The organism is Novosphingobium sp. 17-62-19, from assembly GCF_002256775.1.
GTDB lineage: Bacteria > Pseudomonadota > Alphaproteobacteria > Sphingomonadales > Sphingomonadaceae > Novosphingobium.
Genome location: NZ_NCII01000005.1, coordinates 16231 through 42050, shown reverse-complemented (window position 1 = coordinate 42050; position 25820 = coordinate 16231). Strand labels below are relative to the sequence as shown.

Genomic DNA, 25820 nt, shown 5'->3' with positions numbered 1-25820 from the left:
GCGGCAACAGTGATCCTCGGCGCGGTCCTTGCCGGTGGCAAATCCACCCGCTTCGGTAGCGACAAGGCGCTGGCCGAGCTTGGCGGGCGCACACTGCTGGTGCGTGCGGTGGAAGCACTGGAGGCCCATTGCGATGCCGTAGTCGTCATCGGACGCGAAACTGCACCTGCCCCGACCATGCCCGATTGGCCGCGCGCCGATATGGGACCATTGGGCGGGATCGCCGCAGCGCTCCACCATGCGCGCGATGCGGGTTACACGCATGTGCTGACCTGTTCGGTCGATAGCGTCGGGCTGGGAAGCGATCTGGTTGCGCAGTTGCAGCCTGCGCCCGCTTATTGCGAGAGTCAGCCGGTGATCGGTCTGTGGCCTGCCGGTGCTTCGGCCACGCTGGATGCCATGCTGACCAGTGAAGGCCGCCATTCGATGCTGGCCTTTGCGCAGAGCATCGGCGCACGCGCGGTGCAATTTTCGGAAAATCCTGCTAATATCAATACACCGGCAGACCTTGAGTCTGCGGAGAGGCGATCACATGGGCTATGAACGTCAGGCTGATTTCGGCACCCCGGAGGTCCGTTCGGACACGCAGGTAACCTGCTCCATCGACGGGCGCGAAGTTACCGTCCCTGCTGGCACCACCGTCATGCGCGCCGCCGCACTGACCGGTGGATCGATCCCCAAGCTCTGCGCGACCGACAACCTCAAGCAGTTCGGATCCTGCCGTCTGTGCCTTGTCGAGATTGACGGGATGCGCGGCACGCCCGCAAGCTGCACCACTCCGGTGACTGAGGGAATGCAGGTCAACACCCAGACGCCCAAGCTGCAGAAGCTGCGCAAGGGCGTGATGGAACTCTATATCTCCGATCACCCGCTCGATTGCCTGACCTGCAGCGCCAACAACGATTGCGAGTTGCAGGATCAGGCCGCCGCCGTGGGCCTGCGCGATGTGCGCTATGGCTATGAGGGCGAGAACCATCTGGGCGAGATGCCCGATATCTCGAACCCTTATTTCGACTTCGACCCCAGCAAGTGCATCGTCTGTTCGCGCTGCGTGCGTGCTTGCGATGAAGTGCAGGGCACGCTGGCGCTGACCATCGACGGGCGCGGGTTTGACTCGAAGGTTTCTGCGGGCCTCACTTCGGACAGTTTCCTGTCGTCCGAATGCGTTTCGTGCGGGGCTTGCGTGCAGGCCTGCCCGACCGCCACCTTGCAGGAAAAGGCGGTCAAGGACATCGGCAAGCCCGAACGCTCGGTCATCACCACTTGCGCCTATTGCGGCGTGGGCTGCACGTTCCGGGCCGAGATGCGCGGCGAACAGGTGGTGCGCATGGTGCCGTGGAAGGACGGCAAGGCCAATCGCGGGCATTCGTGCGTCAAGGGCCGCTTCGCATGGGGCTATGCCCAGCATCAGGAACGCGTGCTTTCGCCGATGATCCGCGAAAGCATCGACCAGCCTTGGCGCGAGGTTTCGTGGGAAGAGGCGCTGTCGTACACCGCGAGTGAGATCAACCGCATCCGCGACAAGTATGGCCGCAATGCGCTTGGCGGGATTGTGTCGAGCCGCTGCACCAATGAGGAGGGCTTCCTTGTCCAGAAGCTGATCCGGGCAGGCTTCGGCACCAACAATGTCGATACTTGTGCGCGGGTGTGCCATTCGCCCACTGGCTATGGCTTGAAGACCACCTTCGGCACTTCGGCGGGCACGCAGGACTTTGACAGCGTCGAAGACAGCGACGTGATGCTGGTGATCGGGGCGAACCCGACCGATGGGCACCCCGTCTTCGCCAGCCGGATGAAGCGGCGGCTTCGGCAGGGTGCAAAGCTGATCGTGATCGATCCGCGTCGCACCGATCTGGTGCGCAGCCCGCATATCGAGGCGGATTTCCATCTGCCGCTACGCCCCGGCACCAATGTGGCGATCCTGACCGCGTTGGCCCACGTGATCGTGACCGAGGGGCTGGCGGATGAGGCCTTCATCCGCGAACGGTGTGACTGGGACGAGTACCAGCACTGGGCCGAATTCGTTTCGGCAGAGCGCAACAGCCCGGAATTCCTCAGCCCAGTTATTGGTGTCGACGCCGAGGCCATCCGTGGTGCTGCGCGTCTCTTCGCCACGGGCGGAAACGGTGCCATCTATTACGGCCTAGGCGTGACCGAGCATTCGCAGGGTTCGTCGACCGTCATGTCCATTGCCAATCTGGCGATGGTGACGGGCAATATCGGGCGGCGCGGTGTGGGCGTGAACCCCTTGCGCGGGCAGAACAATGTGCAGGGTGCCTGCGATATGGGCAGCTTCCCGCACGAACTTTCCGGCTACCGCCACGTATCGGACGCGGCGACGCGCGCATTGTTCGAAACGGAATGGGGCGTGCCCATCGATCCCGAGCCGGGCCTGCGCATCCCGAACATGCTGGATGCCGCCACCGATGGCGAATTCAAGGCGATCTACATCCAGGGCGAGGACATTCTGCAGTCCGACCCGGATACCAAGCACGTCATGGCGGGCCTTGCCGCGATGGAATGCGTGATCGTCCACGACCTGTTCCTGAACGAAACCGCGAACTACGCGCACGTGTTCCTGCCGGGATCGACCTTCCTTGAGAAGAACGGAACGTTCACCAATGCCGAGCGCCGCATTCAGCCGGTGCGCAAGGTGATGGAGCCGTTGAACGGCTATGAGGATTGGGAGGTCACGCAGGAACTGGCCCGCGCCGTGGGGCTGGACTGGAACTACACCCACCCGAGCGAGATCATGGACGAGATCGCGCGCCTGACGCCCACTTTCGCCGGGGTGAACTACAAGCGGCTCGATGCCGAGGGGTCCTTGCAGTGGCCAGTGAATGACAAGGCGCCCGACGGATCGCCCATCATGCACATCGACGGTTTCGTGCGCGGCAAGGGCAAGTTTGTCGTGACAGACTACGTTCCGACCGACGAACGCACCGGCCCACGCTTCCCGCTGCTGCTGACCACGGGCCGCATCCTCAGCCAGTACAACGTCGGCGCGCAGACGCGGCGCACGGCAAACGTGGTTTGGCATGAGGAAGACTTGCTGGAAATCCACCCGACCGATGCCGAGAACCGGGGCCTGAAATCGGGCGATTGGGTGAAGCTTGCCAGCCGATCAGGCGAGACGACCTTGCGCGCGACGGTGACCGACCGCGTCGCACCGGGCGTGGTCTACACCACGTTCCACCACCCCGCCACGCAGGCCAATGTCGTGACCACCGACTATTCGGACTGGGCCACGAACTGTCCCGAATACAAGGTGACGGCCGTGCAGATCACGCCCAGCAACGGGCCGAGCGAATGGCAAGCGGACTACGAGGCACAGGCCACACGCTCACGCCGAATTGCCGGTTCCGCGATGGAACCTGCCGAATGAGCGGGCAGACGGCAGAAAAGCTGGCCTATATGGCCAACCAGATCGCCCGGAACATGGTGCACGATGAAGCGCCGGTGGCTTCGGTGGCCGATCACATCGTGGCCTTCTGGACGCCGCGTATGATCGACACTCTTCTGGCTGAAGGCGCAGGCGCGCTTGAACCAGTGGCGGCAGAGGCGGTGGCACGCATTGCCGCAGGTCGCATCCCCCCGCCACAGACGCGCGCAACCGATCCTGCGGTTCATGGCTCCGATGCCGGTTGAGGGCGCACGTCCCTTCCAGTTTCAGGAGCACTTTGCCGATGGTCGCCCTGCGCAGGACATAACGCGTGCGCTGGCCGAAGAAGCGCCGGTCGCCATCGAGATCAACGGGTTGGGCTACGCCGTCATGATGGCAACGCCCACAGATCTGCAAGACTATGCGCTGGGGTTTTGCCTTTCCGAACAGCTGATTGCGTCGGTCGACGAGTTCATGTCCGCCGATGCCGCACCGGTAGAGGCAGGCGGCTGGATGCTGCGGGTGCAACTGGCCGCATCGGGCGCAGGTCCGCTGCTGGAACGCGCGCGGTTGCGGCTGTCCGAGGGCAGTTGCGGGCTATGCGGGATCGAGAGCCTTGAGCAGGTGATGCGGCCTTTGTTGCCCGTCACGGCGAAGCTGGAGGTTTCGCCTGCCGCGCTGTTTCGGGCGGTAGAGGCGCTGGGCGATCAGCAGGTACTGGGACAGGCCACGCGCGCGGCCCATGCGGCGGCGCTCTGCGCGCCCGATGGTACGATCCTGCTGGTGCGCGAGGACGTGGGGCGGCACAATGCTTTCGACAAGCTGCTGGGTGCTGCCGCGCGGGCAGGCCTTGATCCAACCAAACACTTTGTTCTGCTGACTGCGCGGTGCAGCTTCGAACTGGTGCAGAAGGCGGTGATCGCAGGCGTTCCGTTGCTGGCGACGGTTTCCGCCGCATCGACCTTGGCGGTGGAGCAGGCGGCGGCGCACGGGTTGCGGTTGGTGAGCCTTACGCGGCGGGACAGCCTGCTGGAGTCCTGATCCGTCCGGGCTAGACCATTCCGCTGAAGCCGATGGCCGCAAATCTGCGCTATGTGGAGGCTGTGGACGAGGGACTATCCGATTCGCAGCGCTTCACCGACCAGACCGGGTCAGGTCGCAACCGCATGGCCGCGACTGCGCTGGCGGTGGTGCTGCATCTGATGGTGCTGTGGGGCGTGGTGCATGGCTTCGGTGGCGTCCCGGTGCTGCCATTCGGCGCGGAAGAGCGCTATACCGTGCAAACCTTTGACGTGCCGCTGGAAAAGCCGACGCCTACACCCAGCCCGACTACGCCCGAACCGGCAGGGGCATCGGGCGAGGAAGGGAAGAAGGCCGTCGCCAAGCCGGTCGTGGCAAAGGCCCGCGTTCCGGCAAAGAAAATGCCTGCGCCCCCAGTCGCCTCCACCGGCAATGCCCAGCAATCGGGCGCGGCGGCACAAGGTCAGGGCACAGGCGGGGGCGGAGAAGGCCAAGGCACAGGCAGTGGGGTAAGTGGCAACGGGTCGGGCGGCGGGTTGACTCGCAAGGCCGAAAAGATCGCAGGCGATATCCGCTCCACCCGCGATTATCCCGCCGCAAGCCGCGATGCGCGGATCGGCAAGCGGGTCGTGATTTTGCTGACGGTGGGCATCGATGGCCGCGTATCCGCCTGCAAGATCTGGCGGGCGAGCGGAGTGTCAGAAGCGGATGCCGTAACTTGCAAGCTGGCGCGCGAGCGGTTCCGTTTTCGCCCCGCCACCGATGCCGCTGGCAATCCGGTGGTTTCCGACTATGGGTGGGAGCAGCGCTGGTTTGCGCCGTGAGTAATCGGGAAATGTTGTTGTTTAACAACGTATTGTTCTGAATCTGCGGCAGATCGTACAATAAATTCGACTGCTTGTTGCAAAGTGTTGCAACCGGGCGGGGCCATCAGCGTTTGGTCAGTGACGGTCAAGGGTTTTGCCATTGCGGCAAAGCCCGCCATTTTGGAAGACCACTGTCCATGATTGCCAGCAACGATACGTCCGGCTTTGCCAGCGCGCTTCCCGGTGATGTTCTTTCCTTCCGTAGCCACACCCGTGCAAAGGGCGTGCGCCGCATTGCGCTGATCGGCGGCTTTCAGCCCCGCAAATGTGGCATCGCAACCTTCACAACGGACATCTATGTGCATTTAGGTGCATCTAGGTGCAGTTTGGAAATCGACATGCACGTGATCGACGATGGGCGGTCCGGGCTGGTTTATGAAGGTGTCCGCAGCGTCATCTCTGCCGACCGCGTGGAAGATTATCGGGCTGCGGCCCGCACCATTAACGACGACGCAGTCGATGCTATCTGGCTCCAGCACGAATACGGGATTTTCGGCGGAGAGGCCGGGGCGATGGTGCTTGAACTGGTGGACCGCGTGGCCGCGCCGCTGATCGTGACATTGCATACCGTGCTGGCCGAGCCATCGTTGCAACAACGTAACGTTTTGGATCATCTTTTGCGCCGGGCATCGCGGGTGATGGTGATGTCGCAACATTCGGCATGGCTGCTGCAGGAGGTTCATCAGGTCGATCCGAACCGGATCGCGGTGATCCCGCATGGGGCGCCTGATCGTCCGTTCGGGCGCGGCGAGGAATTCAAGGCGCGGGCAGGCCTTGCCGGACGCAAGGTGATGATGACGTTCGGCCTGCTTGGCCCTGGCAAAGGGCTGGAGACGGTGATCGAGGCGCTTCCTGCGATTGTCGAGCGGCACCCCGATGCGCTCTACCGTATCGTAGGCGCAACCCACCCCAACCTGCTGGCCAGTGAGGGAGAGCGCTACCGCGAAAGCTTGGCCGGCCTTGCCGAAAAGCTGGGGGTGGCCGCGCATTTGGAATGGGACAATCGCTTTTTGGACAATGACGAACTGCTGGGCCAGTTGGAAGCCTGCGACGTTTACCTGACCCCGTACCAAAATTTGCAGCAATCGACATCGGGCACGCTGAGCTATGCCGTGGCGCTGGGCAAGGCGGTGGTATCCACGCCCTATGTCCACGCGCGCGAATTGCTGGGCGATGGTATCGGCATTCTGGTGGAACCGCACAGCGCGGATCAGATCGCCCATGCGGTGACCGGCTTGTTCGATGACCCCGCCGGCTTGCACGCGATGCAGTGGCGGGCGTGGGAAAAGGGGCGCGAGACGATCTGGCCCCGCTTTGCCGCCGCCACGCAGGCTTTGGTGGAAAGCGTGGTGGCACGACCGGTGCGGCCCGTGCCCTTGCTGGCAACGCCGGGGTTTGCAGGCGTGGCGGCAATGTCGGACGCGACCGGCATGTTGCAGCACGCGATCGGCACCATTCCTGATCGGCGGCACGGCTATTGTCTTGACGACAATGTGCGCGCTTTGATGCTGATGGGCGCGGCCGATGCGGTTCCGCTGGCAGAGCGGCAACGCTGGGCGACGGTCTATGCCGCATTCATCCAGTACGCATGGAACCCGGACGTGCGGGCGTTTCGCAACTTCATGAATTATGATCGTACCTGGTGCGAAAGCATTGGTTCGCAAGACAGCAACGGCCGGACGATCTGGGCGCTGGGGTGCGCGATGAACAATGCGCCGGATGATGGCCTTCGCGCGTGGGCTGCGCAGTGGTTCGACATTGCGCTGCCATCGGTTGCAGCGCTGACATCACCACGCACCATCGCCTTTGTGATGCTCGGCTGTGTTGAGGCACTCCGCGCCAACCCGGCGCAGGAAGGCGCGCGCATGGCGCTGGCGTTGGGTGGTGCAGAACTTTGCCGGTTGTACGCTGCATCGCGCAAGCCGGACTGGTGCTGGTTCGAGACCGGCCTTGGGTATGACAATGCACGCATACCGCAGGCACTGATTGCAGGCGGCACCCTGATTGGGAACGATGAATGGCTGAAATACGGGCTGGAAAGCCTTGAATTTCTCGCCAGCAAACAACGTTCGGCGCAAGGACACTTTCGCCCGGTCGGCTCCGATACATTCGGCAAGCGCGATGAAGCCATGCCGTTCGATCAGCAGCCGATCGAGGCCTGGGCCGCAGTAGAAGCGAGTGGCACGGCCTGGAAGGCGACGGGTGATGAGGCGTGGCTGCGTCATGCCGAAATGGCCTATCGCTGGTTTCTGGGCAGCAATGACCGTGGTGTGGTGCTGGCCGATTTCGTTAGCGGCAGGTGCCGGGACGGGGTTACCCCACAGGGTGTGAATCTGAATTGTGGCGCGGAATCGATTCTTGCATTCCAGCTTGCCCACTATGCCCTGCGCGATTTGCGTCAGCAGACGGGTGCAAGACACGTGCAGGGAAATGTGGTGCCGGAAGGCAGCATGGTAAAAGGCGGAGAGGCTGGCATGGCGGACGTTCTGAACACAAAGGGTGCGCACAAACTTGCGGGTGCTTGATCAGAGATTGCACGCCGACCCTTCGCGGGTCGTGTTGCGCCCGTTTCATCTTGGCTGGCAGGGCATGGGTGGTGACCGTGCCCGCGCCGCCAAGTTGGTGGCGGACATCATAGCTTTGTCTGAAGAGCAGGCAGCCAACGAGTATGCGGAAGTGCTTCGGGACTTTGCCGAACGCCACTGGCAGACCGAAAAGCTGTTCGAGGAACGGTATGCCGAGATTGAGGCTATGCTGGCCTTGCACGATTCACCGATTTCGCCCGCACGCAAGCGGCTGATTGGTGCCTATTTCTGCCATGAATACACTTACGCTGCTGCGGCTTTGATGAATCCCAGCATCGTGCCGCACCCTGACCAGTCGGGGATGAACGATGGCGCGGTGCGGTTTGTGATGAGTTTGCGGGCCGTGGGTGAGGGGCACATCAGCTCGATTGTGTTCCGGGAAGGCATTGCCAAGCCTGACGGAACGTTCGACCTGTGGCCGCAAAGCCACTTTGCCACATCGATGCTGCCTGATGACAGCGGCGAAGCCTGCCGGGCGGGGGACTGCGCGGTAACGGTGCATCGCCATGCTGACAGCAGCCTGACCAACAGCGTGATCTTTCCCATCACCGAAAGGCAGGCGGGCGGACTCGAAGATCTGCGCCTGGTGCGATTCGATCATGGCGGCGGCGATTATGAATGGATCGGCACCTATACGGCATATTCAGGGTCTGCGATCCGTTCGGAGTTGTTGCGCACCCGTGATTTCCGGCAGTTCGTGCTTGAACCTATCGAGGGGCGCGCCGGACGGAACAAGGGCATGGCGCTGTTTCCGCAGAAGATTGATGGGCGTTATTGCATGGTCGGACGGCAGGATGGCAAGAATCTGTACCTGCTGCGATCCGACGATCTTGAGCGGTGGGACGATGAAGGCGTCCTGCTGATGGAGCCTGAGTTTCCGTGGGAATTCGTGCAGATCGGCAATTGCGGCAGCCCGATCCTGACCGATGAAGGCTGGTTGATGTTCACGCACGGGGTGGGCGCGATGCGGCGTTACGCGCTGGGATGCGCGCTGCTGGATCGTGACGATCCTTCGAAAGTTATCGCACGCTCGCGCAAGCCGATTCTTACGGCCACCGATGCGGACCGTTTTGGCTATGTCCCGAACGTAGTCTATACCTGCGGCGCCCTTATGGTGGGTCAGCAATTGCTTGTGCCCTATGGAATATCGGACAGCGCAGTGGGATTTGCCAATCAATCCGTTTCGGAGTTGCTGGCATTGATGGAGGAATTCGCCTAGGGCTATCAGGAACTGTGCACATGCAGCATATTCATCGACGTCCGTCACAGAAACTCTTACGTGGGCTGTAAATGATCGACATTGTTCCTGTTGTACTGTGTGGGGGAAGCGGAACCCGGCTTTGGCCCCGATCACGGAAGCAAAAGCCCAAGCCGTTCCTGCCGCTGGTGGGCGACACCACGCTGTTTACCGCGACAGTGCTGCGCTGCACGCGTGACCATGGCTTCGCCGCGCCGATGGTGGTGACGGGACTTGCGCATTTGCAGCATGTCGAAGAGCAACTGCCCGACTGTGACAACACGCGCATCATTGTCGAGCCGGAGGGCCGCAATACGGCGGCAGCCATCGCGCTTGCCGCCCTGTCGCTGCCTGAAGATTCGGTGATGCTGGTGTGTCCGAGCGACCACCACATCGGCGATTGCGATTCATTTCGCGCCGCAGCGAAGACGGCGGCATCATTGGCTGCAGAAGGCTGGCTGGTGTCTTTCGGAATTGTTCCGACCGCGCCCGAAACAGGCTTCGGGTATTTGAAGCAGGGTGAAGCAATCGCCGGGGCGGGCGCGTTCCGGGTCGAGCGTTTTGTCGAGAAGCCCGATTTGCGCCGTGCGATGGAGTTCCTTGCGAGTGGGGACTATGCGTGGAACGGCGGGATCTTTGCATTCCGCGTTGGCACGTTCCTTGAAGAACTGGGCCGCCACAGGCCGCAGATCCTGGATGCGGTGCGGGCTTCGGTAGCCGCCGGGAAGGCCGATGGGCAGCGCTTCCATCCCGATGCCTCAACGTTTGCCGCCGTGCCGAGCGAATCGGTGGACTACGCGGTAATGGAAAACACCGATCGTGCGGCGATGGTCCCGGCGGTGATGGCGTGGTCCGACATCGGCAACTGGCAGGCATTGCACGAGGCGCTGGCTTGTGACGAGGCAGGCAATGCCGTGAACGGCACAGCCGAGTTGAAGGACTGCACGAACGTGCTGGTGATAAGCGACGGCCCGCGCGTTTCAGTGGTGGGCGCTTCGGACCTTATCGTAGTAGTGGATGGCAACGAAGTGCTGGTCTGCACCCCTGCGGGGGCGCAGAACGTTGGCAAGCTGGCAGGAGCCGCCAACCAGTGAGGCTGCTGGGTACGAAGATCGTTGAAAAGCCTTGGGGCAAGGACGTTCTCCCGCCCCAATTTGACGTGCCCGAAGGCAAGCGCATCGGCGAAGTGTGGTTCGAGCCGCCGCCGAAATTGCCCGATATTCTCATCAAGTACATCTTCACTAGAGAAAAGCTTTCGGTGCAGGTGCATCCCAATGATGTGCAGGCCAAGGATCTGGGCGAAAGTGACCGGGGCAAGGAAGAGTGCTGGCTGGTGATCAACGCTGAGCCGGGCGCTGTTCTTGGTATCGGCTTCAAGCAACCGGTCGATGCAGAAACCATGCGCGTTGCTGCGCTGAACGGCAGCATAGAGGCATTGATGGAGTGGTACCCGGTACAGCCGGGGGACTTCTTTTATATCCCGGCAGGAACTGTCCACGCGATTGGCGCAGGCGTCAGCCTTATCGAGATCCAGCAAAACAGCGACATAACCTATCGGTTGTACGACTATGGCCGCGGGCGTGAACTGCATCTGGACAAGGGGTTGCAAGTGGCGCGAGGCGAGTTGCACGATCCCGCGTTGCGGCGAAAGGTCAGTTTGGACCGGTCATTGCAACTGGTAAATGGCCCCTATTTCAAGGTCGAATACACGGTGGCCGAACCAGCCCAAGTCACCACCGTAGTTCTTGATGCGCCAACGCTGGTCGTGCCGGTTGCCTGCAATGCAGTGGTACGCGATCAGGTTATCAAGCCGGGGCAGTGCGCCATGGCCGAAGCGGGCGGAGAACTGCGCCTTGAGCCACCTTCGGGCACCTGCCTGCTTGTGCAGGGGATGCCGGCATAGGTCAGTTTTGCAGGGTCTGCACCGCTGCCGTCACGGTCACCAATGGCGTAAACAACTGGCTGACGAGTTGCAGCAACTTGCCAGGCTGGTTCGCCGATGCATTGCCGATGTAAAGGACATCCTGATCCTGCATGGAAAAGCGTTGAGCGAGCAGATAGGAACCTGCTGTCATCATATTGACGTGATAGACAACCGGGGTGTCGGTGCCAGCATCGTCCTTCACGTAACGGAAAAGGAAAACGGCGGCGGGATCGCCCGTTCCAGCGCTGACCCCCCCGGCTGATGCAATCGCTTCTGCCAGCGATACGGTTGAGCGCGAGAAGCCGAATTGCTCCACCTTTCCGGGCGCGCCCAGTACGGAATAAGACTGCGGTGAGTGGATGAGCATGAAACGATCACCGGGATAGGCCGGCACGTCAAAATCAGGATTGTCGATCAGCGCATTGAAGCGGATATCTACAGTCCGGCTTTGCCGAATGACCCGCACGATAAGATCGCGTGCATTGCCGCGATAGCCCCCGGCAAGGGCGACAACGTCTGACAGCGTCTCATGATTGGTCTGCAACACCAGTCTGCCAGGACGGTTAACTTCTCCGCTGACAATAACTGAATTGGTAATCGACTCGCTGAGCGTGACAAGCACTTTGGGGTTTTGAGACAGGCCACGCAGGGCACGCTGGATCTGCCCTTCCACTTCACCGACGGTGCGGCCCAGAACGCGCAGCTTTCCGCCGTAAGGGATGGTGATGTCGCCATTGTCATCGACGCGGCTTGGCGGGAGCTTTTGCACCTGCACGCCGGGGTTTACGCCGACCATCGCGTTTTCGGCTCCACCACCACCAGACGAGAACAGGGTGACCCCGGCTTCGTAGATGCTGATGTCCAGTACGTCGCCCGGCCCGACCATATCGGTTGGCGGCGGCGCAAGGTCGGGCAGGTTGCCAGTCGCTGCCGCAAGTCGTGCGGCGGGCACTTCGTCGAGCGAACTGACTTCGATTACCTTGATCGGAAGCTTTCCGTCGGGGATGCGCAGGCTTTGCTCAATCTGCTTGCCTGTCGGACCGCTGGTCGGAAGGGAAGCGCACCCGGCAAGCCCTGCAAGCAGGAAAACGTTGGCAATGTACTTCATCTGCATTGCAGGGGCACTCAGTTGGCGACACCAGATATGTCGGGTGCCGGTAGCATCATCTTCGCGTGTGCTGCAATAGCGGTGCGGCGAGGTCACGTGCAACTTCGCGCTTTCCGAACACGATGAAGTTGCTAACGACTGTCGCACAATGATCCAGACGAAGGGACGGCAAAGGTTGCCACGGGCGATGAACGGTTTTTGGTTGAAGGCCATCGCTCACCTGAACGCGGTCGGCCGGGAGCCTTATGCCTGGCTCGCAGCACTATGGTCGTTTATTCTGGGTAAGCGTTTGCGTGCCAGGACACGATTTGACGCGCTTCTGGGCGCAACGCCACAGGCCTACCGCCTGTGGTTGCTGGATGAGCCCGTCCCGCCTGTGGATCTGTCCGCTTCGGTTCCGGTAGTGGTGCTGGTCGAGGCAGGTGAGGGTGACAAGGAAACCTTGCGGTGTGCGACAGGGCAAGGGGTGCCTGCATTCGCGATTCGTGACGGAGCGTTCGACGATGCGGTTGATTGCATCGACTGGAGCGGGCGACCCTGGTTTATGCTGTTGTCCGCAGGAGATCATCTGCATGACAATGCTATTGCGGCCTATCGCGATGCAGCAAGCAAGACCGGCGCAGCTGTCATATACGCTGATGATGATCTGATAGACCGGCGAGGAAGGCGCCATTCGCCGCACTTCAAGCCTTCGTGGAATGCCGAACTCCATCATCATTTCGATTATCTTGCAGGTGCCTGCATGGTGCGCATCAATGCCGATGATCTGGCGCAAGCCATCAGTTCCAATGGGGCAGGCTCTGGTTGGGCGGCAGCATTGCTGGCCGCGGCTTTGGCTTCAGACGGCCCGCCGCCGGTGCGGATTCCCCATGTCTTGCACCACCGGCGAAAGCGCGAAGACCCCGTTGTGCCCCACAAGCTGGAAAGCTTGTCGGCGCCGCTGCCGAAAGTCACGGTCATTGTGCCGACACGGAACCGGCTGGACCTCCTGAGCACCTGCATAGGCGGGCTGGAACGAACAGAGTACCCGGATTTCGAGGTTATCATTGTTGATAACGGTAGTGATGATCCGGCGACATTGGCATGGCTTGCGAACCTCGATAACCGTCGGTTTCGCGTCCTGCGTGACGATGGTGCCTTCAACTTCTCGCGCCTTAACAACCGCGCTGCGCAGATTGCGGGCGGAGACGTGCTGTGCCTGCTCAACAATGACATTGAAATTGTCGATACGGGCTGGCTTACGGCGATGGTGCAGCAGGCTTTGCGTCCCGAGGTTGGCGCAGTTGGTGCGCAGTTACTCTATCCCGATGGGCGCATCCAGCACGCGGGTGTCGTGTTGGGCATTTGCGGCGGTGCTGCTCATGCACATCGATTTTTGTGGCCGGATGATACGGGCTATTTTCGGCGACACGCATTGCCGCAGTTTGTTTCGGCTGTGACGGCAGCCTGCCTTGTCGTGCGGCGATCGTGCTTCGAGGCTGTGGGCGGCCTGGACGAGGAACGGTTTGCCGTTGCCTTCAATGACGTCGATTTCTGTATGCGGTTGAACGCGCGCGGATGGCAATCGCTGTACGAACCGCGCGCTATGCTGATTCACCATGAATCGGTATCGCGCGGGTTTGATCGCGATCCAGTGGGTGTGGCCCGCTTTGCCGCAGAACTGGAGGCGCTTAAGAAGCTATGGGGCACAGGCGATTTCACAAAGGACGTTGATCCTTTCCATCATCCCCAATTAAGCCGGTACAGCGAGCTGTTTGCCGTGCGCGCCGGGGGTGATTGAAGATCATGCGGCTTACCCTCCCCAATGTCACATTGTGCGCCGTTACTTCGATCAACGTCGCCGCCACGGTGCAGGCGCTGACAACGTCAATGGCCTATGCAGACTTCGGCGCGGTGAAGCTGTTCACCGATGTCCGGTTGCGACCTGATGATGACAGGATCGAAATCGTGCCGATCGACCGGCTAACATCGTCGAAGGCCTACTCCGCGTTTCTTTTGGCAGCCCTGCCGGACCATATCGAAACGTCCCACTGTCTTGTGACGCAATGGGATGGCCACGTAATCAGTGCAGAAAACTGGCGGCCTGCGTTTCTGGACTATGACTATGTCGGTGCAAGCTGGCCACAGTTCAGCGATGGACACGATGTGGGCAATGGCGGCTTTTCGCTGCGCAGCCGCCGCTTGATGGACTTGTGCCGCGACAAGGCGTTTAATGCGCATCACCCCGAAGATGTGGCGATCTGCCGCACCAATCGCCCGTGGCTGGAAAGCATAGGAATGTGCTTTGCTCCGAAGGCCATCGCAGACCAATTTGCGGCTGAGCGCACGAGCGATCCGGGCGCCTGTTTTGGCTATCACGGTGTGTGGAATATGCCCCGCGCGATCGGGATGGATGCGTTCTGGAGCGTGTATCAGAGCCTCGATGATCGAGGGACGATCTGGCACGATTTCGGCGCGATCCTGCGCGATACGGTGCGGCACCCTGCCGGTTTCAACCGAGCGGCGCGGATGCTTTTAGACCGCATCCGTCGCCGTTGATTCGTATGAAGCAAAGCGCCGGGTTGCCAACGCGCGAGATGTGCTGCCGCAAAATCGCTGGACCTGCCGCACTCACCGCTCCCTCCGCTAGATTTGCGTTTTCGTGCTGTGCAGCGGCAAGTTAGATAACTTTTTTGACGAGGCTGGAATGGGCCTCCAGAGCCGTCATGCAACAACAGTTCGGTTGACAATCCACGTTGCCGCGCTAAGCGAAATCACTAATTTTGGTTAGTGTGATCTGCGACACGGTTCATTGTTCTTCGACAAGACGCTTCGTTTCAATTGGATAGGGAGTTCGAGTCGAATATGAACCAGTATCAGCTATGCTCGGGCCAGTAACTATGGCAAATGTCATCTGCCATAGATCGTATTTTGTTGAGGCGAATGGTCAATTCTACGGCTTGTGATGTCAACGTCAGCTCTGGTTCTATGGAGGCCTTGCGGGCATGGTTGCTTGGATCTGCTGCGGGTCTGTGGCTTGATCGATCCGTAGATCGTTCCGATGGCGGGTTTTTCGACCAACTCTCTTTCGACGAGGCAAGAAACGCTTGTGAATTCAAGCGGCTGCGCGTCTGCGCGAGACAGATTTTCGTATTTGCCAAGATGGCTGGCTGGGGTGTGTCCGGTGCTCGAGCAGCGGCGCTACACGGGTTGGACTATCTTTTTACGCGCCTTCGTCATCCTGACGGTGGGTTCATCCGCTCAACTACGCTTAAAGGAGTGCCGCTCGACGAGACGCGAGATCTTTACGATCATGCTTTCGTTGTGTTTGCCTTGGCAGCTGCTTACAAGGTGACTGGTGAAAGTGCGGTGATGGATGAAGCGCGTAACGTGCTGGATCTAATTGCCGGTGCAATGGCTCATCCCGCTGGTGGCTTTGTCGAATCACTGCCGCCGGTTCTGCCCCGTCGGCAGAACCCCCATATGCACCTGCTCGAAGCTTGTCTTGCGTGGATTCCGCTGGTGGATGACCCGATTTTCTTTCTGGCCGCCCGCGATCTCATCCATCTGTTCGAGAACCATTTGTACCGCAGCGGTGATAGAGTCTTGTTTGAATTTTTCGACGATTCGTGGAATCTACCGTCCGATCCTTATCTCTGTACATTTGAACCTGGGCACCATTTTGAATGGATTTGGCTGCTCGGCGAAGCGCGGCGCCTTGGCGTTGCTTGTGAAGGCACGGATGCGATTGGTTGTGCGTTGGGCGAAACTGTGCAGGCATACGGTTTTGGTTCGGTAGGGCTGCCTTTGGGGTCGCTGCTCAAGCCTCCGGGGGGGGTGGTAGCGGTCCAAGATACGACCTGCCGCATTTGGGTGGTTACCGAATGGCTGCGCGCCAGTCTTGTGCAGCCGGGAAGTGGGGTTGGTTCGGCCGATCCGGCGATGGTGTGGTTGCAGCGCTATCTAGATGTACCGGTAAAAGGACTTTGGCATGAACGTTGCGATGCGGCGACTGGTCGCTTTAAAAGCGAGCCGGTACCTGCCAGTTCGCTCTATCACATCGTATCGGGCCTCAGTCCTATAATGACGATAGATCCGTTGTCCGGAGCCCGACCCAATGAGGAACCCAAGGCATGAGTGATGCAATAGCGGACCGGATTGCCAAAGTCCGTGTGGCCGTGATCGGTGACCTTATGCTTGATGTCTACCTCGACGGGGTGATTGAGCGCATCTCACCCGAAGCGCCCGTGCCCGTTGTGCGCGCCCGCGACCAGCGCCATGTGCCCGGGGGCGCTGCAAATGTTGCAGCAAACGTTCTGGCTTTCGGGGCGCAAGTCGACATTGTCGGGCTTATCGGCTGCGACGGGAAGGATCTTGCCGATGCTTTGGCCGCGCGCGGATATGTTGATCAGGGCGGAATGGTTGTCGACAGTTCCCGGCGTACTATCCGCAAACAGCGGATCACGGCGGGTCAACAGGTCGTACGCATCGATTTTGAAGATCTGCATCCGCTCTCTGTCGAGATTGAACAGGCGCTCATCCAGCGGGCTACTGCTGCCATGGCATCTGCCGACGTCGTCGTCCTGTCCGACTATGGCAAAGGGGTGCTGACCGATGCCTTGCTCGCCGCGGTCATTGCCGGGGCCAAAACGATGGGCAAGCCGGTCATCGTCGATCCGAAGCGGCGTGATCTTTCCGGCTATTGCGGCGCTACAGTTATAACGCCCAACCGGGGTGAACTGGTTGCCGCCACGAGAATGCGCTGCGAAACCGATGACGAGGCACAGGCAGCAGTTGCCAGTGTTCAGGCCATCTGTGGTTCCGCGGTCCTGCTCACGCGGTCGGAAAAGGGCATGTCATTTTACCCCACGACTGGGCAGGTGCTGCATTTCCCGGCGCGCGCGCGCGAGGTATTCGACGTATCGGGCGCCGGTGACACGGTTGTTGCCGCACTCGCAGTGATGCTGGCCTGTGATGAGCCGATCGATGCTGCCATCCGCTTCGCGAACGATGCAGCAGGTGTCGTCGTGGGCAAGGCGGGAACGGCCACGGTGAGCTTTGCCGAAGTCATCGAAGCTACGGCCAAGGCTGACGGGCATCTCAGCATTGACGGTGCACTGGTATCACGCACAGAAGCGATCGAAACTTGCCGCCGGTGGACGGCGCAGGGATTGTCGATTGGCTTTGCAAACGGCTGCTTTGATCTGATTCATCCCGGTCACATCTCTCTTATTCATCAGGCAAGCGCCGCTTGCGACAGGCTCGTCATTGCCCTGAACACCGATGCCTCAGTGCAAAGGTTGAAAGGCAGCAGCCGCCCGATCCAAAACGAGGTGGCGCGCGCGCAGGTGATCGGCTCGATCAAGGGGGTCGATCTTGTTACGTTGTTTGATGAAGACACTCCCTTGGAACTGATTGAAGCGCTCCAGCCCGATGTGCTGGTCAAAGGCGCAGATTACACCATCGATACTGTCGTGGGGGCCGATCTGGTGATGGCCCGCAACGGCCGCGTTCTGCTGGCCGATCTCACCCTGGGGCAGTCTTCGTCGCGTCTGATTTCACGCATGACGGTGCCAGTGCCCGATGTCTGAGAGCGCGCGGGTTCGCCCATTGGCGCTGTTGGACCGGGATGGCGTGCTCAACCGGGACACGGGCTACCCTCACCGGCCCGAACAGATCGAATGGATTGATGGGGCATTGGCTGCGCTGGCGTTGTTATGCGCGCGTGGTTACCGCTGTGTGGTGGTCACAAACCAGTCAGGCATCGCGCGCGGGCTCTACACCGAACAGGATGTCGAGGCGCTTCATGGCTGGATGGCGGGCGAAATCGTGCGTGCTGGCGGACACATCGCTGCCTTCTATCATTGCCCGTATCACCCCGAAGCGGTGATCCCGCAATATCGGGCCGATCATGAGGATCGCAAACCGCGACCGGGAATGCTGCTAAAGGCGCTCGCGCGGTTCCCGACCGATCTGGCACAAAGTTTCATGATCGGTGATCGCCAGAGCGACCTTGATGCGGCAGCAGCGGCCGGCATTGCCGGTCATCTCTTCCCTGGTGGCGCTCTCGATCAATTTGTTGGCGACATACTGGCGGGATACCCCAACCACCAGCAAACATTGATGGCTGGTGCTCCGTTCGAGGCCGGGAAAGGTAACTGACGTGAAGGCAGGGAACGTTAAATTTTCGCCTGAGGATTATGTGGCGGGTCTCTATCGCTCGATGCTTGGCCGTGAACCGGATGCGGATGGTTCGCGGGGCTATGTCGAAGCGCTGCGCAAAGGCGCGACTCCGCTTTGGGTGTTGGGGGAAATTCAGAATTCGGCTGAGTATCGGTCTCGCCAAGGTTCTCCAAAAGGCCCGTCAGGCGTAGTTGCGACACCCACCTTGCGCGCGCGGGGCGATGAAGAGACGGAACTAGCTGATCTTGATTTTGTTATCGAAGCAAGCTCCAAATATTTCAATGACATAGATTTCTTTAAGAAGCTGAAGTCAGCAGCCTTTGCCCCCCCTGTCCCGCGCAAGATACGTACCATTGCCATCTACTATTGGCGGATAAACAATGGCGGCACCGAACGGGTAACTGCAAGGCAGGTGCAGATGTGGACCGCGATGGGATATCGCGTCATCCTGTTGACCGATCAGGAGGCTGATCCGGTCAATGATTACGATTACGGCGAAGATATCCAGCGTTTCATCCTCCCAGAACGCATGATGTTCAACAAGCATTACCCTCCACGAGGCCGGGCACTGGCCGATGTTCTCGTGCGCGAGAAGGTTGACATCTTCATCACGAACCAATGGTACGAATTCTCAACCGTCTGGGACATGCTGGTTGCCAAGAGCCTTGGCATCGCGACAGTCATAGGTTGGCATAACTGCTTTGATGCCGGCATCAACAGCGTCGACGATCTGGCAATCTCCTACTTGCGCTTCCTGTCTTACAAACATGCCGATGCCATGGTTGTGCTCAGCGAAGTCGACCGCGTGTGGTTCGAACGCTGGGGCATTGCCGCCCGGATGATCCACAACCCGCTCACGTTTGACCGCCTGCCAGATCAGTTGGCGCCCCTGAATGACAATACCATCGTCTGGATTGCGCGCGTTGAACGCCATCAGAAGCGCGTGGATCAACTTCTCAAGATGTTTCCGCTGCTCCTTGAACAGGTACCCGATGCGCGCTTGCTCATCGTGGGGGGAGGCCCTGATCTTGCCTGGGCGCGAGAGTATGCCGAGGCGCTCAATATTCGCTCGAAAGTTCATTTCATCGGCTACACCACCGAGGTGCAGCGATATATTGAACAAGCCTCGGTGCATGTGATGACTTCGGATTTTGAAGGTTATCCCATGGTGCTGGGCGAAGTGTGGTCACACGGCGTACCCACCGTGATGTTCGACCTGCCGCAGATCGAATATCTGCGCGCCGGAAAGGGCTGCATCGTCGTTCCGCAAGGACAGATCGCCGAATTGGCAAATGAAGTTGCAGGGCTGCTTCTGAACCCCGCTCGCAGACGGAAGCTGGGCGCAGAGGCGCGCTCTGTCGTTGCCGATGTCATTGCCGACAATCTCGATACGGTTTGGGCCAGGTTGTTCGCCGATATTGAAGCCTTAAGGCCGATCAGTCCTCCCAAGGGGACGGCCGATGTCGGCAGCATGAACATTCTGATCGATCTGCTCGGCCATCGCCTGATGAGCCTGCACCGCCCCAATTTCCCCGAGCCGCGCCTGCCTGTGCTGCCGAGCGCGGTTCCGGTGAAGCCGCCTCGCCACAAGGCCTTGCGCACCGCGCAGAAGGTGGCGCTTGCGGTTGCTGCGCCCGTCTATCTGGCAAAGAAGGCACGGTCGGCGCGCTTCATGCCTGAACGACGGCTGCGAACCATTGATCTTTCCAATGTCGGCCTGGGAGACAACCTTATGATCTGGGCGGGGTTGTTCACCCTGCTCGACATGGGTGTCGACCTTTGCGCGCCGGGATGCGTGATCCATGTTCAGCCGATATTGGCCAATCTGGCAGAACGCCTGTTCGGCGCCTTCGGACTCGAAGTGCGACGCGGCGCACCTCAGAACCCGGCCAGCCCGATCTACTCGCCGTTACCGCCCGAAACCTGGCGCGAATGGCGCGATACTTACATCGGTAGAGACTGGCGGATGAACTGGGTCGAAGCACTTGACCGGCAAAAAACTTTTCCGCGGGACGGTGCCGACTTGTCCTTTGAAAAGCGGGCAAGGCTCAGGGTTTCGGAATTCGTGTTGTTCAAACGGCAGAATTGGACCCAGGCGACGCCATCTTACGTGGGCTATCGCGTCTGGCTGCCACTGGCATTGCATCACAAAGTCTATCCGCTGCAATTCATGACCCAGATGAAGCGGTCGATTGCCAAGATCCGCCAGATTTTTGGCGCATATGTTGATAATGCGACGCCAGAGAGCACACGTGATGCATTTCGCCACAATGTCAGCTTTCCTGCCGGAAAGTCATTCCAGACGATTCCCCCGCATGTTCTTGCCAGTGTCAACCAGCGACTGGGATGTGATCGTTTCGAATGCTACGTCCAGAACGACAGCGCCTGGCGTGCCGATTTCGAGAAGGGCGATCTCAAGCCCCGGAATATCGATGACCTGATGGATACCTTTCGGCTGGTGCGATATGCTGAAAAACTGTTGACGACAGACAGTTTCACGTCCCATCTTGCCCAGTTCCTGCGCGATGACTTCGTTCTGGTGCTGAGCCGGGACATGCGCGAAAACATCGTCCATCCTGGCGCAAACCCAGTCATTGTTGCCAATCATCCTGCCTGTGCGCCTTGCAACTACCAGGAGCGATATCACTTCGACACCTGCGTTGCGGGATACAAGTATTGCCTGGCCTTCAACAATGATGCCTTTGTCGAGGAAATCGCCGCTGCGGTGAAAAGGTGAATACGGCGCCGATCCAGATGGTGCCGGTCTCTCACACAGGGACGTTGCGCATTCTGGTTGCCACCAATGTTTATCCCCCGCGCTTTGTTGGCGGGGCAGAACTGATGGCGCACAAGTTGGCTCTCGCCCTTGCCCAGCAAGGTCACGAAGTACGGGTGTTTGCAGGTGATCTTGGCGGTCCGATCCCGCACGGGGACCGTCTGGACGATATGATGGATGGCATGGTGATCCACAGGATCGGCATGGCTCCGCGTGATTTCGATCCGGCTTGGCAAAACCTCGTCCACGGCAAGGTGGATCGCCACCTTGCCGCCGTACTGACTGAATTCCAGCCAGACGTCGTTCATGCGCATAATCTGATGGGGCTTTCGGTCAGGTTGCCCACCATCGCCAGCGAGTTGGGCATACCGACCGTCGTGACCTTGCACGATTACTGGGGCATCTGCCTTCGCAACACGCTCATGCGCCCCGATGGCCGCCAGTGCGAAGACACCACGCAATGCCGCATGTGCCTACCTGTCAGCACCGAAGCGGGCATCCCCAATCTGCCCATGCGGTTGCGCAAGGATTCCATCGCGTTATCGCTGGCATCAGTGGCGGCCTTCGTTTCACCCAGCCGCTTTCTGGCCGATCGCTATGTGGCCTGGGGCCTCCCGGCGGACCGTATGAACGTGATCGCCAATGGCATGGACCCGTTCCCCTGCATCACACCTGACCGCGAAGCCGACACCACGGTGCGCATACTCTATGTGGGCTATCTCGGCGCGCACAAGGGCGTGGCCGGATTGATCGATGCAGTCGCCGCGATGAAACGGCGCACGCAAGTTCGGCTGAAGCTTGTCGGCGTGGGCCCCGAAAAAGACGCGCTGCACGCACAGGCGTTGCGCGCGGGGCTCGATCAGCTTGAATTTGCAGGCCGCATTGCGCCAGACCAAATGTCGCAGGTCTATGCAAATGCGGATATCATGGTCCTGCCATCGGTCTGGAGCGAGAACCAGCCGGTCTCAATCATGGAGGCCATGTCGAGCGGACTTGCGGTCGTCGCCAGCCAGATCGGCGGCATTCCCGAGCTCATTGAGGACGGTGTGACCGGCCGACTGTGCGAGCCGGGCAACGTCGCAATGCTGGCGCAATTGCTTGATGAACTGGTGGACCATCCCGATGACCGGCAGAGCCTTGCGCGCAATGCCAAGGTCCGTATGGAAAATCGCGGCTTTCCAGCACAGGCCGCCATGATCGAAGCATTGTTCAGGCAGGTCATCGCGGCAAAACTTCTGCCTTCCCCGGCCAAGCCGGTCGTCGGAATTGTGGGTTCATGTGCGGGCAGGATTGAAGACCCCGACCGCGCCGACCTACCCGAAGAGTTGTTGAAGGCAAGCCTGCTGGCGCCCGCAGAATGGCTCACGGCAGGCCAACGGCAGCAATGCGTTCGTCTGCGGTCTTACCGCACGTTCGGAATCCTTCAGCGCGCATGGTCCGGCTTGCAGGCGCTGAGTTTCGATCTGCTTTTGCGAGTGCTCCCCGGCCGTGCCCGGCCGCGCGTGATTGTACGTGCGCTCCGCTCCCGGCCCAATTTCCCGCCTCCGGGATGAGCAAATGCCGCCGATGTCCTTCATCTGCCGATGATCCTGCGCCAAAGTCGACACGGTCTTCCTTGCCTCGGATGGGAATATTCGCGATGCATTGTGTCCGGCGGCATCCGCAGTTGCAGGCAAGGCGTGCATCCTTGGCGGCATTCTTCATGCAACCGCAGGCGATGAAGGATTTTCTGAATTGAAGCGCTTACTTCATCGGCTCAGGCAGATCGGGAAAGAAAGGGCAGCCCCACCGCGTCTTCCCCTGTCCGATCTCGCAATGAAATTGCGGGCTGAGCGTCCCGATTTGCAAGCCGCATTCGATCTGGACCGCAAGGACCAGCATCATGCCCTCTCGCAATGGCTGATATTCCACGGCTTCAGCGAGATCGGCGTCCCGGCTGACCGGGCGACCCTTGAGGCGTATCGGCCGTGGCTCGCCGCCGTCCCCCATTTGCCGTGCTTCGGCCCGTTGCCGCTGACTTGGCTGATGCACGAAGCAGCGTTGCGTCAGGGATTCTCGGCGGAAGACCTGCGCGCGTCCGAAGCGCAGCAACGCATCGTTCGCTGGTTTTTTCTCACCGCGATTGCAAAGTACAACTGGTTCTCGCTCCTGACCAAGGATCAGGCCGACGCTCTGCTTTCGGTAGAGGCGGGCTCTGATATCCCCCTCATCGTCCAATGGATCTGGGACGAAGATCAGCAACTGTCACGACGTTTTTCCAGCCCTGCCGATAGCGGATTTCGATCGTGGCTACGCGAACGTGGCGGTGTGCGCTGGCCGCTCCTTGCTCATCCGCATATCGGATTGGCAGACGGGCTGCGTCCGCCGCCCAACCCCGATCTCCCGTTCGGCGTCAATCTGGTAGGTCATCCGCGCGGGCGGTTTGGCATTGGCGAAGACGTGCGCATGGCCGCATCCGCCCTTGCCGCTGGGGGGGTGCCGTTTACGGTTTGCGACGTTTCCGGCACCTCGCCGGTGGGACATGAAGACCGCAGTCTCGACCATTTTGTCTCTGAAGATCTGCCCTATCGCTATACTGTCTTTTGCGCGACAGGGCTGGATACGGTCCGTATCGTGAACCTCCTTGGCAGGCAGGCATTCGATGGGCAGGTATTGATTGGTTTCTGGCCATGGGAATTGCCCGAATTTCCAGAGATGTTTCAACACGCATATGCTCTGGTCGATGAAGTCTGGGCCTCGACGCACTACACCCGCGATGCCTATCTGCGATCGTCTCCCGTACCGGTCAGGCACATGCCGATGGTCGTCACTTATGATGAGACCAATGCCCTGACCCGCAAGGATTTCGGCCTGCCTGATGACCGCTTCTTGTTTGTCTTCGCCTATGATGCCCTATCTTCCAGCGCACGCAAGAATCCCAATGCCTGTCTTGAGGCGTTCGACAGCGCCTTTCCGCGCGGGGATGAACCCGTCGGTATCGTAATCAAGGGGATACGGGCCAAGGATTCGCAAGCGTGGATGGCGCTTGAGGCAAGGGCTGCACAGGACCCTCGTCTATTCCTGATCGACAAGTCGCTTGAACGCGGCGCGCTCCTTGATCTTTATCGGGCCTGCGACTGTTTCTTGTCACTGCATCGTGCCGAAGGGTTCGGGCGCAACATTGCCGAATGCATGGCGCTGGGGCTGCCGGTCATCGTGACGGCGCATTCCGGCAACCTTGACTTTACGCAGTGGGATACAGCCGCACTGGTGCCCGCCCGCCTGCGTCCGGTTCTGGCCGGAGAGTATCCTTTCGGCACAGGGCAGATCTGGGCCGAACCCGATGTCGCCGCCGCAGGCGCCCTGATGCACAGGATGGCACAGGATCGGCCATGGCGCGAAGGCCTCGCCAAAGCCGGCAGCCGGCGCATCAGGACACTGTATTCGCCCGAAGCCGTGGGTCAGCGGTGGCGCGAAATGCTTGATCTGCTCGACAGTCGAAATGCTGACATGGCTGCAGTATCCGGCCAGATTGCGGTCAATTCGCCAACTGAACCGGCAGAATCCTGGCGGAGCGCCAGCCTTGCTTGAACTTGCGCCCTCATCATCCAACTGGCCGTTCCGGCGGCATTGGCACAGCGCAACCTTATACAATTCTTCAACTACTAAGGGGCCTCGGCTCCGGCATATTGAGAGGAGTTTCAATGCAAAAAGCTGAACTGAACAAGGGGGATCCCGCGTTGGGTGTGGTTTCTGAATTGAAGGCGGAACTGGCGGGTATGGCGCGCCAGCTAGCTGATCTGACCGGCACCATGCATACGATCATTGACCTGCTCGGTTCGATCCGGGCTGATGGCTGGCAGGTCCGTGCGGTTGCAGAATCGATGCAGATTTCTGCGGCCTTGGCAGCCGATGGGCGATATGCTGATCCCAAGTCTCTCGCACGCTTCAATCGTCGCATGTACAGCCAGCAGGGCGAAGATGGCGTCATTGCCGAGATATTTAGCCGGATCGGTGTTCGCGATCGAACCTTTCTGGAATTCGGTATCGGTGACGGGCGGGAAAACACCACAAGATTTCTGCTTGAACGTGGCTGGCGCGGCTTTTGGCTGGAGGGTTCACCCGGACATGTCGATCATGCACGGGATTTCTTCCGTCCCTACATCGAATCTGGACAGCTTTCGATCCTGCAAGCCTTCATCACCGCTGAAAACATCAATGACTTGCTCGATGAGGTTGGAGTCCCACAAGAACTCGACTACATGTCGATCGATATCGACTACAATACCTCTCATGTCTGGAAGGCGGTAAATCGCACGTCACGCGTGGCTTGTGTGGAATATAACTGCACATTGCCGCCCAACGAACCGGTCTGTGTTCCCTACAATCCCGAAGCCATCTGGGATGGAACGGCATGGTATGGTGCCAGTCTCAAGGTGTTTGAACAGATCGGCGCCGCAAAAGGCATGGCTCTGGTCGGATGCGATCTGGTCGGCGTGAATGCCTATTTCGTGAAGCACGATGAAGCCTTCGGCAAATTCCGTGAACCATTCACCGCTGAAACGCATTACGAACCTCCGCGGTTTTATTCGTTCGGTGCTCAGCATGGTGCGCCCACGACACCGAAGCATTGGGTTTCGGAGTAGTAGCCGCAGTCAACCACCGCACGTAAGGCCATTCTTGGAGGTAGTATCGGATGGTCAGGATTGGTGTTGGTCGCAAGTCACGAAAACGTCTTGAGTGATGACGATTTGTATTTGTGGCCCACCAGCCAATTTCGG

Annotated in this window: 19 protein-coding genes; 18 read left to right on the top strand and 1 reads right to left on the bottom strand. The window is 59.9% G+C overall.

Annotated elements, in window-relative coordinates; genetic code table 11:
- The first annotated feature begins 9 nt into the window (after positions 1-9).
- The 9 genes from B7X90_RS01340 (at position 10) to B7X90_RS01300 (ending at position 10993) form a co-directional block, all read left to right on the top strand.
- On the top strand, positions 10-543 hold the full coding sequence (locus B7X90_RS01340; RefSeq protein WP_292621008.1) for a molybdenum cofactor guanylyltransferase: 534 nt from the start codon (positions 10-12) through the stop codon (positions 541-543).
- Entirely contained in the window at positions 533-3385 is a 2853-nt protein-coding gene (fdhF, locus tag B7X90_RS01335; protein ID WP_292621007.1) for a formate dehydrogenase subunit alpha, read from the top strand. The genes B7X90_RS01340 and fdhF overlap by 11 nt, the downstream gene beginning before the upstream one ends.
- Complete coding sequence (locus tag B7X90_RS01330; protein ID WP_292621006.1) at positions 3382-3648, top strand: formate dehydrogenase subunit delta; 267 nt, start codon at positions 3382-3384, stop codon at positions 3646-3648. The genes fdhF and B7X90_RS01330 overlap by 4 nt, the downstream gene beginning before the upstream one ends.
- The gene (fdhD, locus tag B7X90_RS01325) at positions 3629-4423 is read left to right on the top strand and encodes a formate dehydrogenase accessory sulfurtransferase FdhD (RefSeq protein WP_292621005.1); all 795 of its coding nucleotides are present in this window, start codon (positions 3629-3631) and stop codon (positions 4421-4423) included. The genes B7X90_RS01330 and fdhD overlap by 20 nt, the downstream gene beginning before the upstream one ends.
- A 32-nt stretch (positions 4424-4455) precedes the next feature.
- Positions 4456-5226, top strand: coding sequence for a TonB family protein (locus B7X90_RS01320; RefSeq protein WP_292621004.1), 771 nt, complete (start codon positions 4456-4458; stop codon positions 5224-5226).
- A 179-nt stretch (positions 5227-5405) separates the two neighbouring features.
- Positions 5406-7793, top strand: coding sequence for a glycosyltransferase family 4 protein (locus B7X90_RS01315; protein WP_292621003.1), 2388 nt, complete (start codon positions 5406-5408; stop codon positions 7791-7793).
- Positions 7780-9072, top strand: coding sequence for a glycoside hydrolase family 130 protein (locus B7X90_RS01310; RefSeq protein WP_292621002.1), 1293 nt, complete (start codon positions 7780-7782; stop codon positions 9070-9072). The genes B7X90_RS01315 and B7X90_RS01310 overlap by 14 nt, the downstream gene beginning before the upstream one ends.
- 71 nt (positions 9073-9143) lie before the next feature.
- Positions 9144-10184, top strand: coding sequence for a sugar phosphate nucleotidyltransferase (locus B7X90_RS01305; protein ID WP_292621001.1), 1041 nt, complete (start codon positions 9144-9146; stop codon positions 10182-10184).
- Positions 10181-10993, top strand: a complete 813-nt coding sequence (locus B7X90_RS01300) for a class I mannose-6-phosphate isomerase (RefSeq protein WP_292621000.1) — start codon at positions 10181-10183, stop codon at positions 10991-10993. The genes B7X90_RS01305 and B7X90_RS01300 overlap by 4 nt, the downstream gene beginning before the upstream one ends.
- 1 nt (position 10994) lies before the next feature.
- On the opposite strand, the gene B7X90_RS01295 is transcribed toward B7X90_RS01300, so the two are convergent.
- Positions 10995-12128, bottom strand: coding sequence for a polysaccharide biosynthesis/export family protein (locus B7X90_RS01295; protein ID WP_292620998.1), 1134 nt, complete (start codon positions 12126-12128; stop codon positions 10995-10997).
- 181 nt (positions 12129-12309) lie between these two features.
- Between B7X90_RS01295 and B7X90_RS01290 the strand changes: the two genes are divergently transcribed.
- The 9 genes from B7X90_RS01290 (at position 12310) to B7X90_RS01250 (ending at position 25685) form a co-directional block, all read left to right on the top strand.
- Positions 12310-13902, top strand: coding sequence for a glycosyltransferase family 2 protein (locus tag B7X90_RS01290; protein WP_292620997.1), 1593 nt, complete (start codon positions 12310-12312; stop codon positions 13900-13902).
- Positions 13903-13907: 5 nt separating this feature from the next.
- Positions 13908-14660 (top strand): DUF5672 family protein, encoded by a 753-nt coding sequence (locus tag B7X90_RS01285; protein WP_292620996.1) that lies wholly within the window; start codon positions 13908-13910, stop codon positions 14658-14660.
- A 348-nt stretch (positions 14661-15008) separates the two neighbouring features.
- Positions 15009-16238, top strand: coding sequence for an AGE family epimerase/isomerase (locus B7X90_RS01280; RefSeq protein WP_292620995.1), 1230 nt, complete (start codon positions 15009-15011; stop codon positions 16236-16238).
- The gene (locus B7X90_RS01275) at positions 16235-17692 is read left to right on the top strand and encodes a bifunctional heptose 7-phosphate kinase/heptose 1-phosphate adenyltransferase (protein ID WP_292620994.1); all 1458 of its coding nucleotides are present in this window, start codon (positions 16235-16237) and stop codon (positions 17690-17692) included. Before B7X90_RS01280 ends, B7X90_RS01275 begins: the two co-directional genes overlap by 4 nt.
- On the top strand, positions 17685-18263 hold the full coding sequence (locus B7X90_RS01270; protein WP_292620993.1) for an HAD family hydrolase: 579 nt from the start codon (positions 17685-17687) through the stop codon (positions 18261-18263). Before B7X90_RS01275 ends, B7X90_RS01270 begins: the two co-directional genes overlap by 8 nt.
- A gap of 1 nt (position 18264) precedes the next feature.
- Entirely contained in the window at positions 18265-21021 is a 2757-nt protein-coding gene (locus B7X90_RS01265; protein WP_292620992.1) for a glycosyltransferase, read from the top strand.
- A complete protein-coding gene (locus B7X90_RS01260) occupies positions 21018-22613 on the top strand; it encodes a glycosyltransferase family 4 protein (protein WP_292620991.1) in 1596 nt (531 codons plus the stop codon). The genes B7X90_RS01265 and B7X90_RS01260 overlap by 4 nt, the downstream gene beginning before the upstream one ends.
- 262 nt (positions 22614-22875) lie before the next feature.
- Positions 22876-24630, top strand: a complete 1755-nt coding sequence (locus B7X90_RS01255; protein WP_292620990.1) for a glycosyltransferase — start codon at positions 22876-22878, stop codon at positions 24628-24630.
- A gap of 113 nt (positions 24631-24743) precedes the next feature.
- A complete protein-coding gene (locus B7X90_RS01250; protein ID WP_292620989.1) occupies positions 24744-25685 on the top strand; it encodes a hypothetical protein in 942 nt (313 codons plus the stop codon).
- Positions 25686-25820 lie beyond the last annotated feature (135 nt).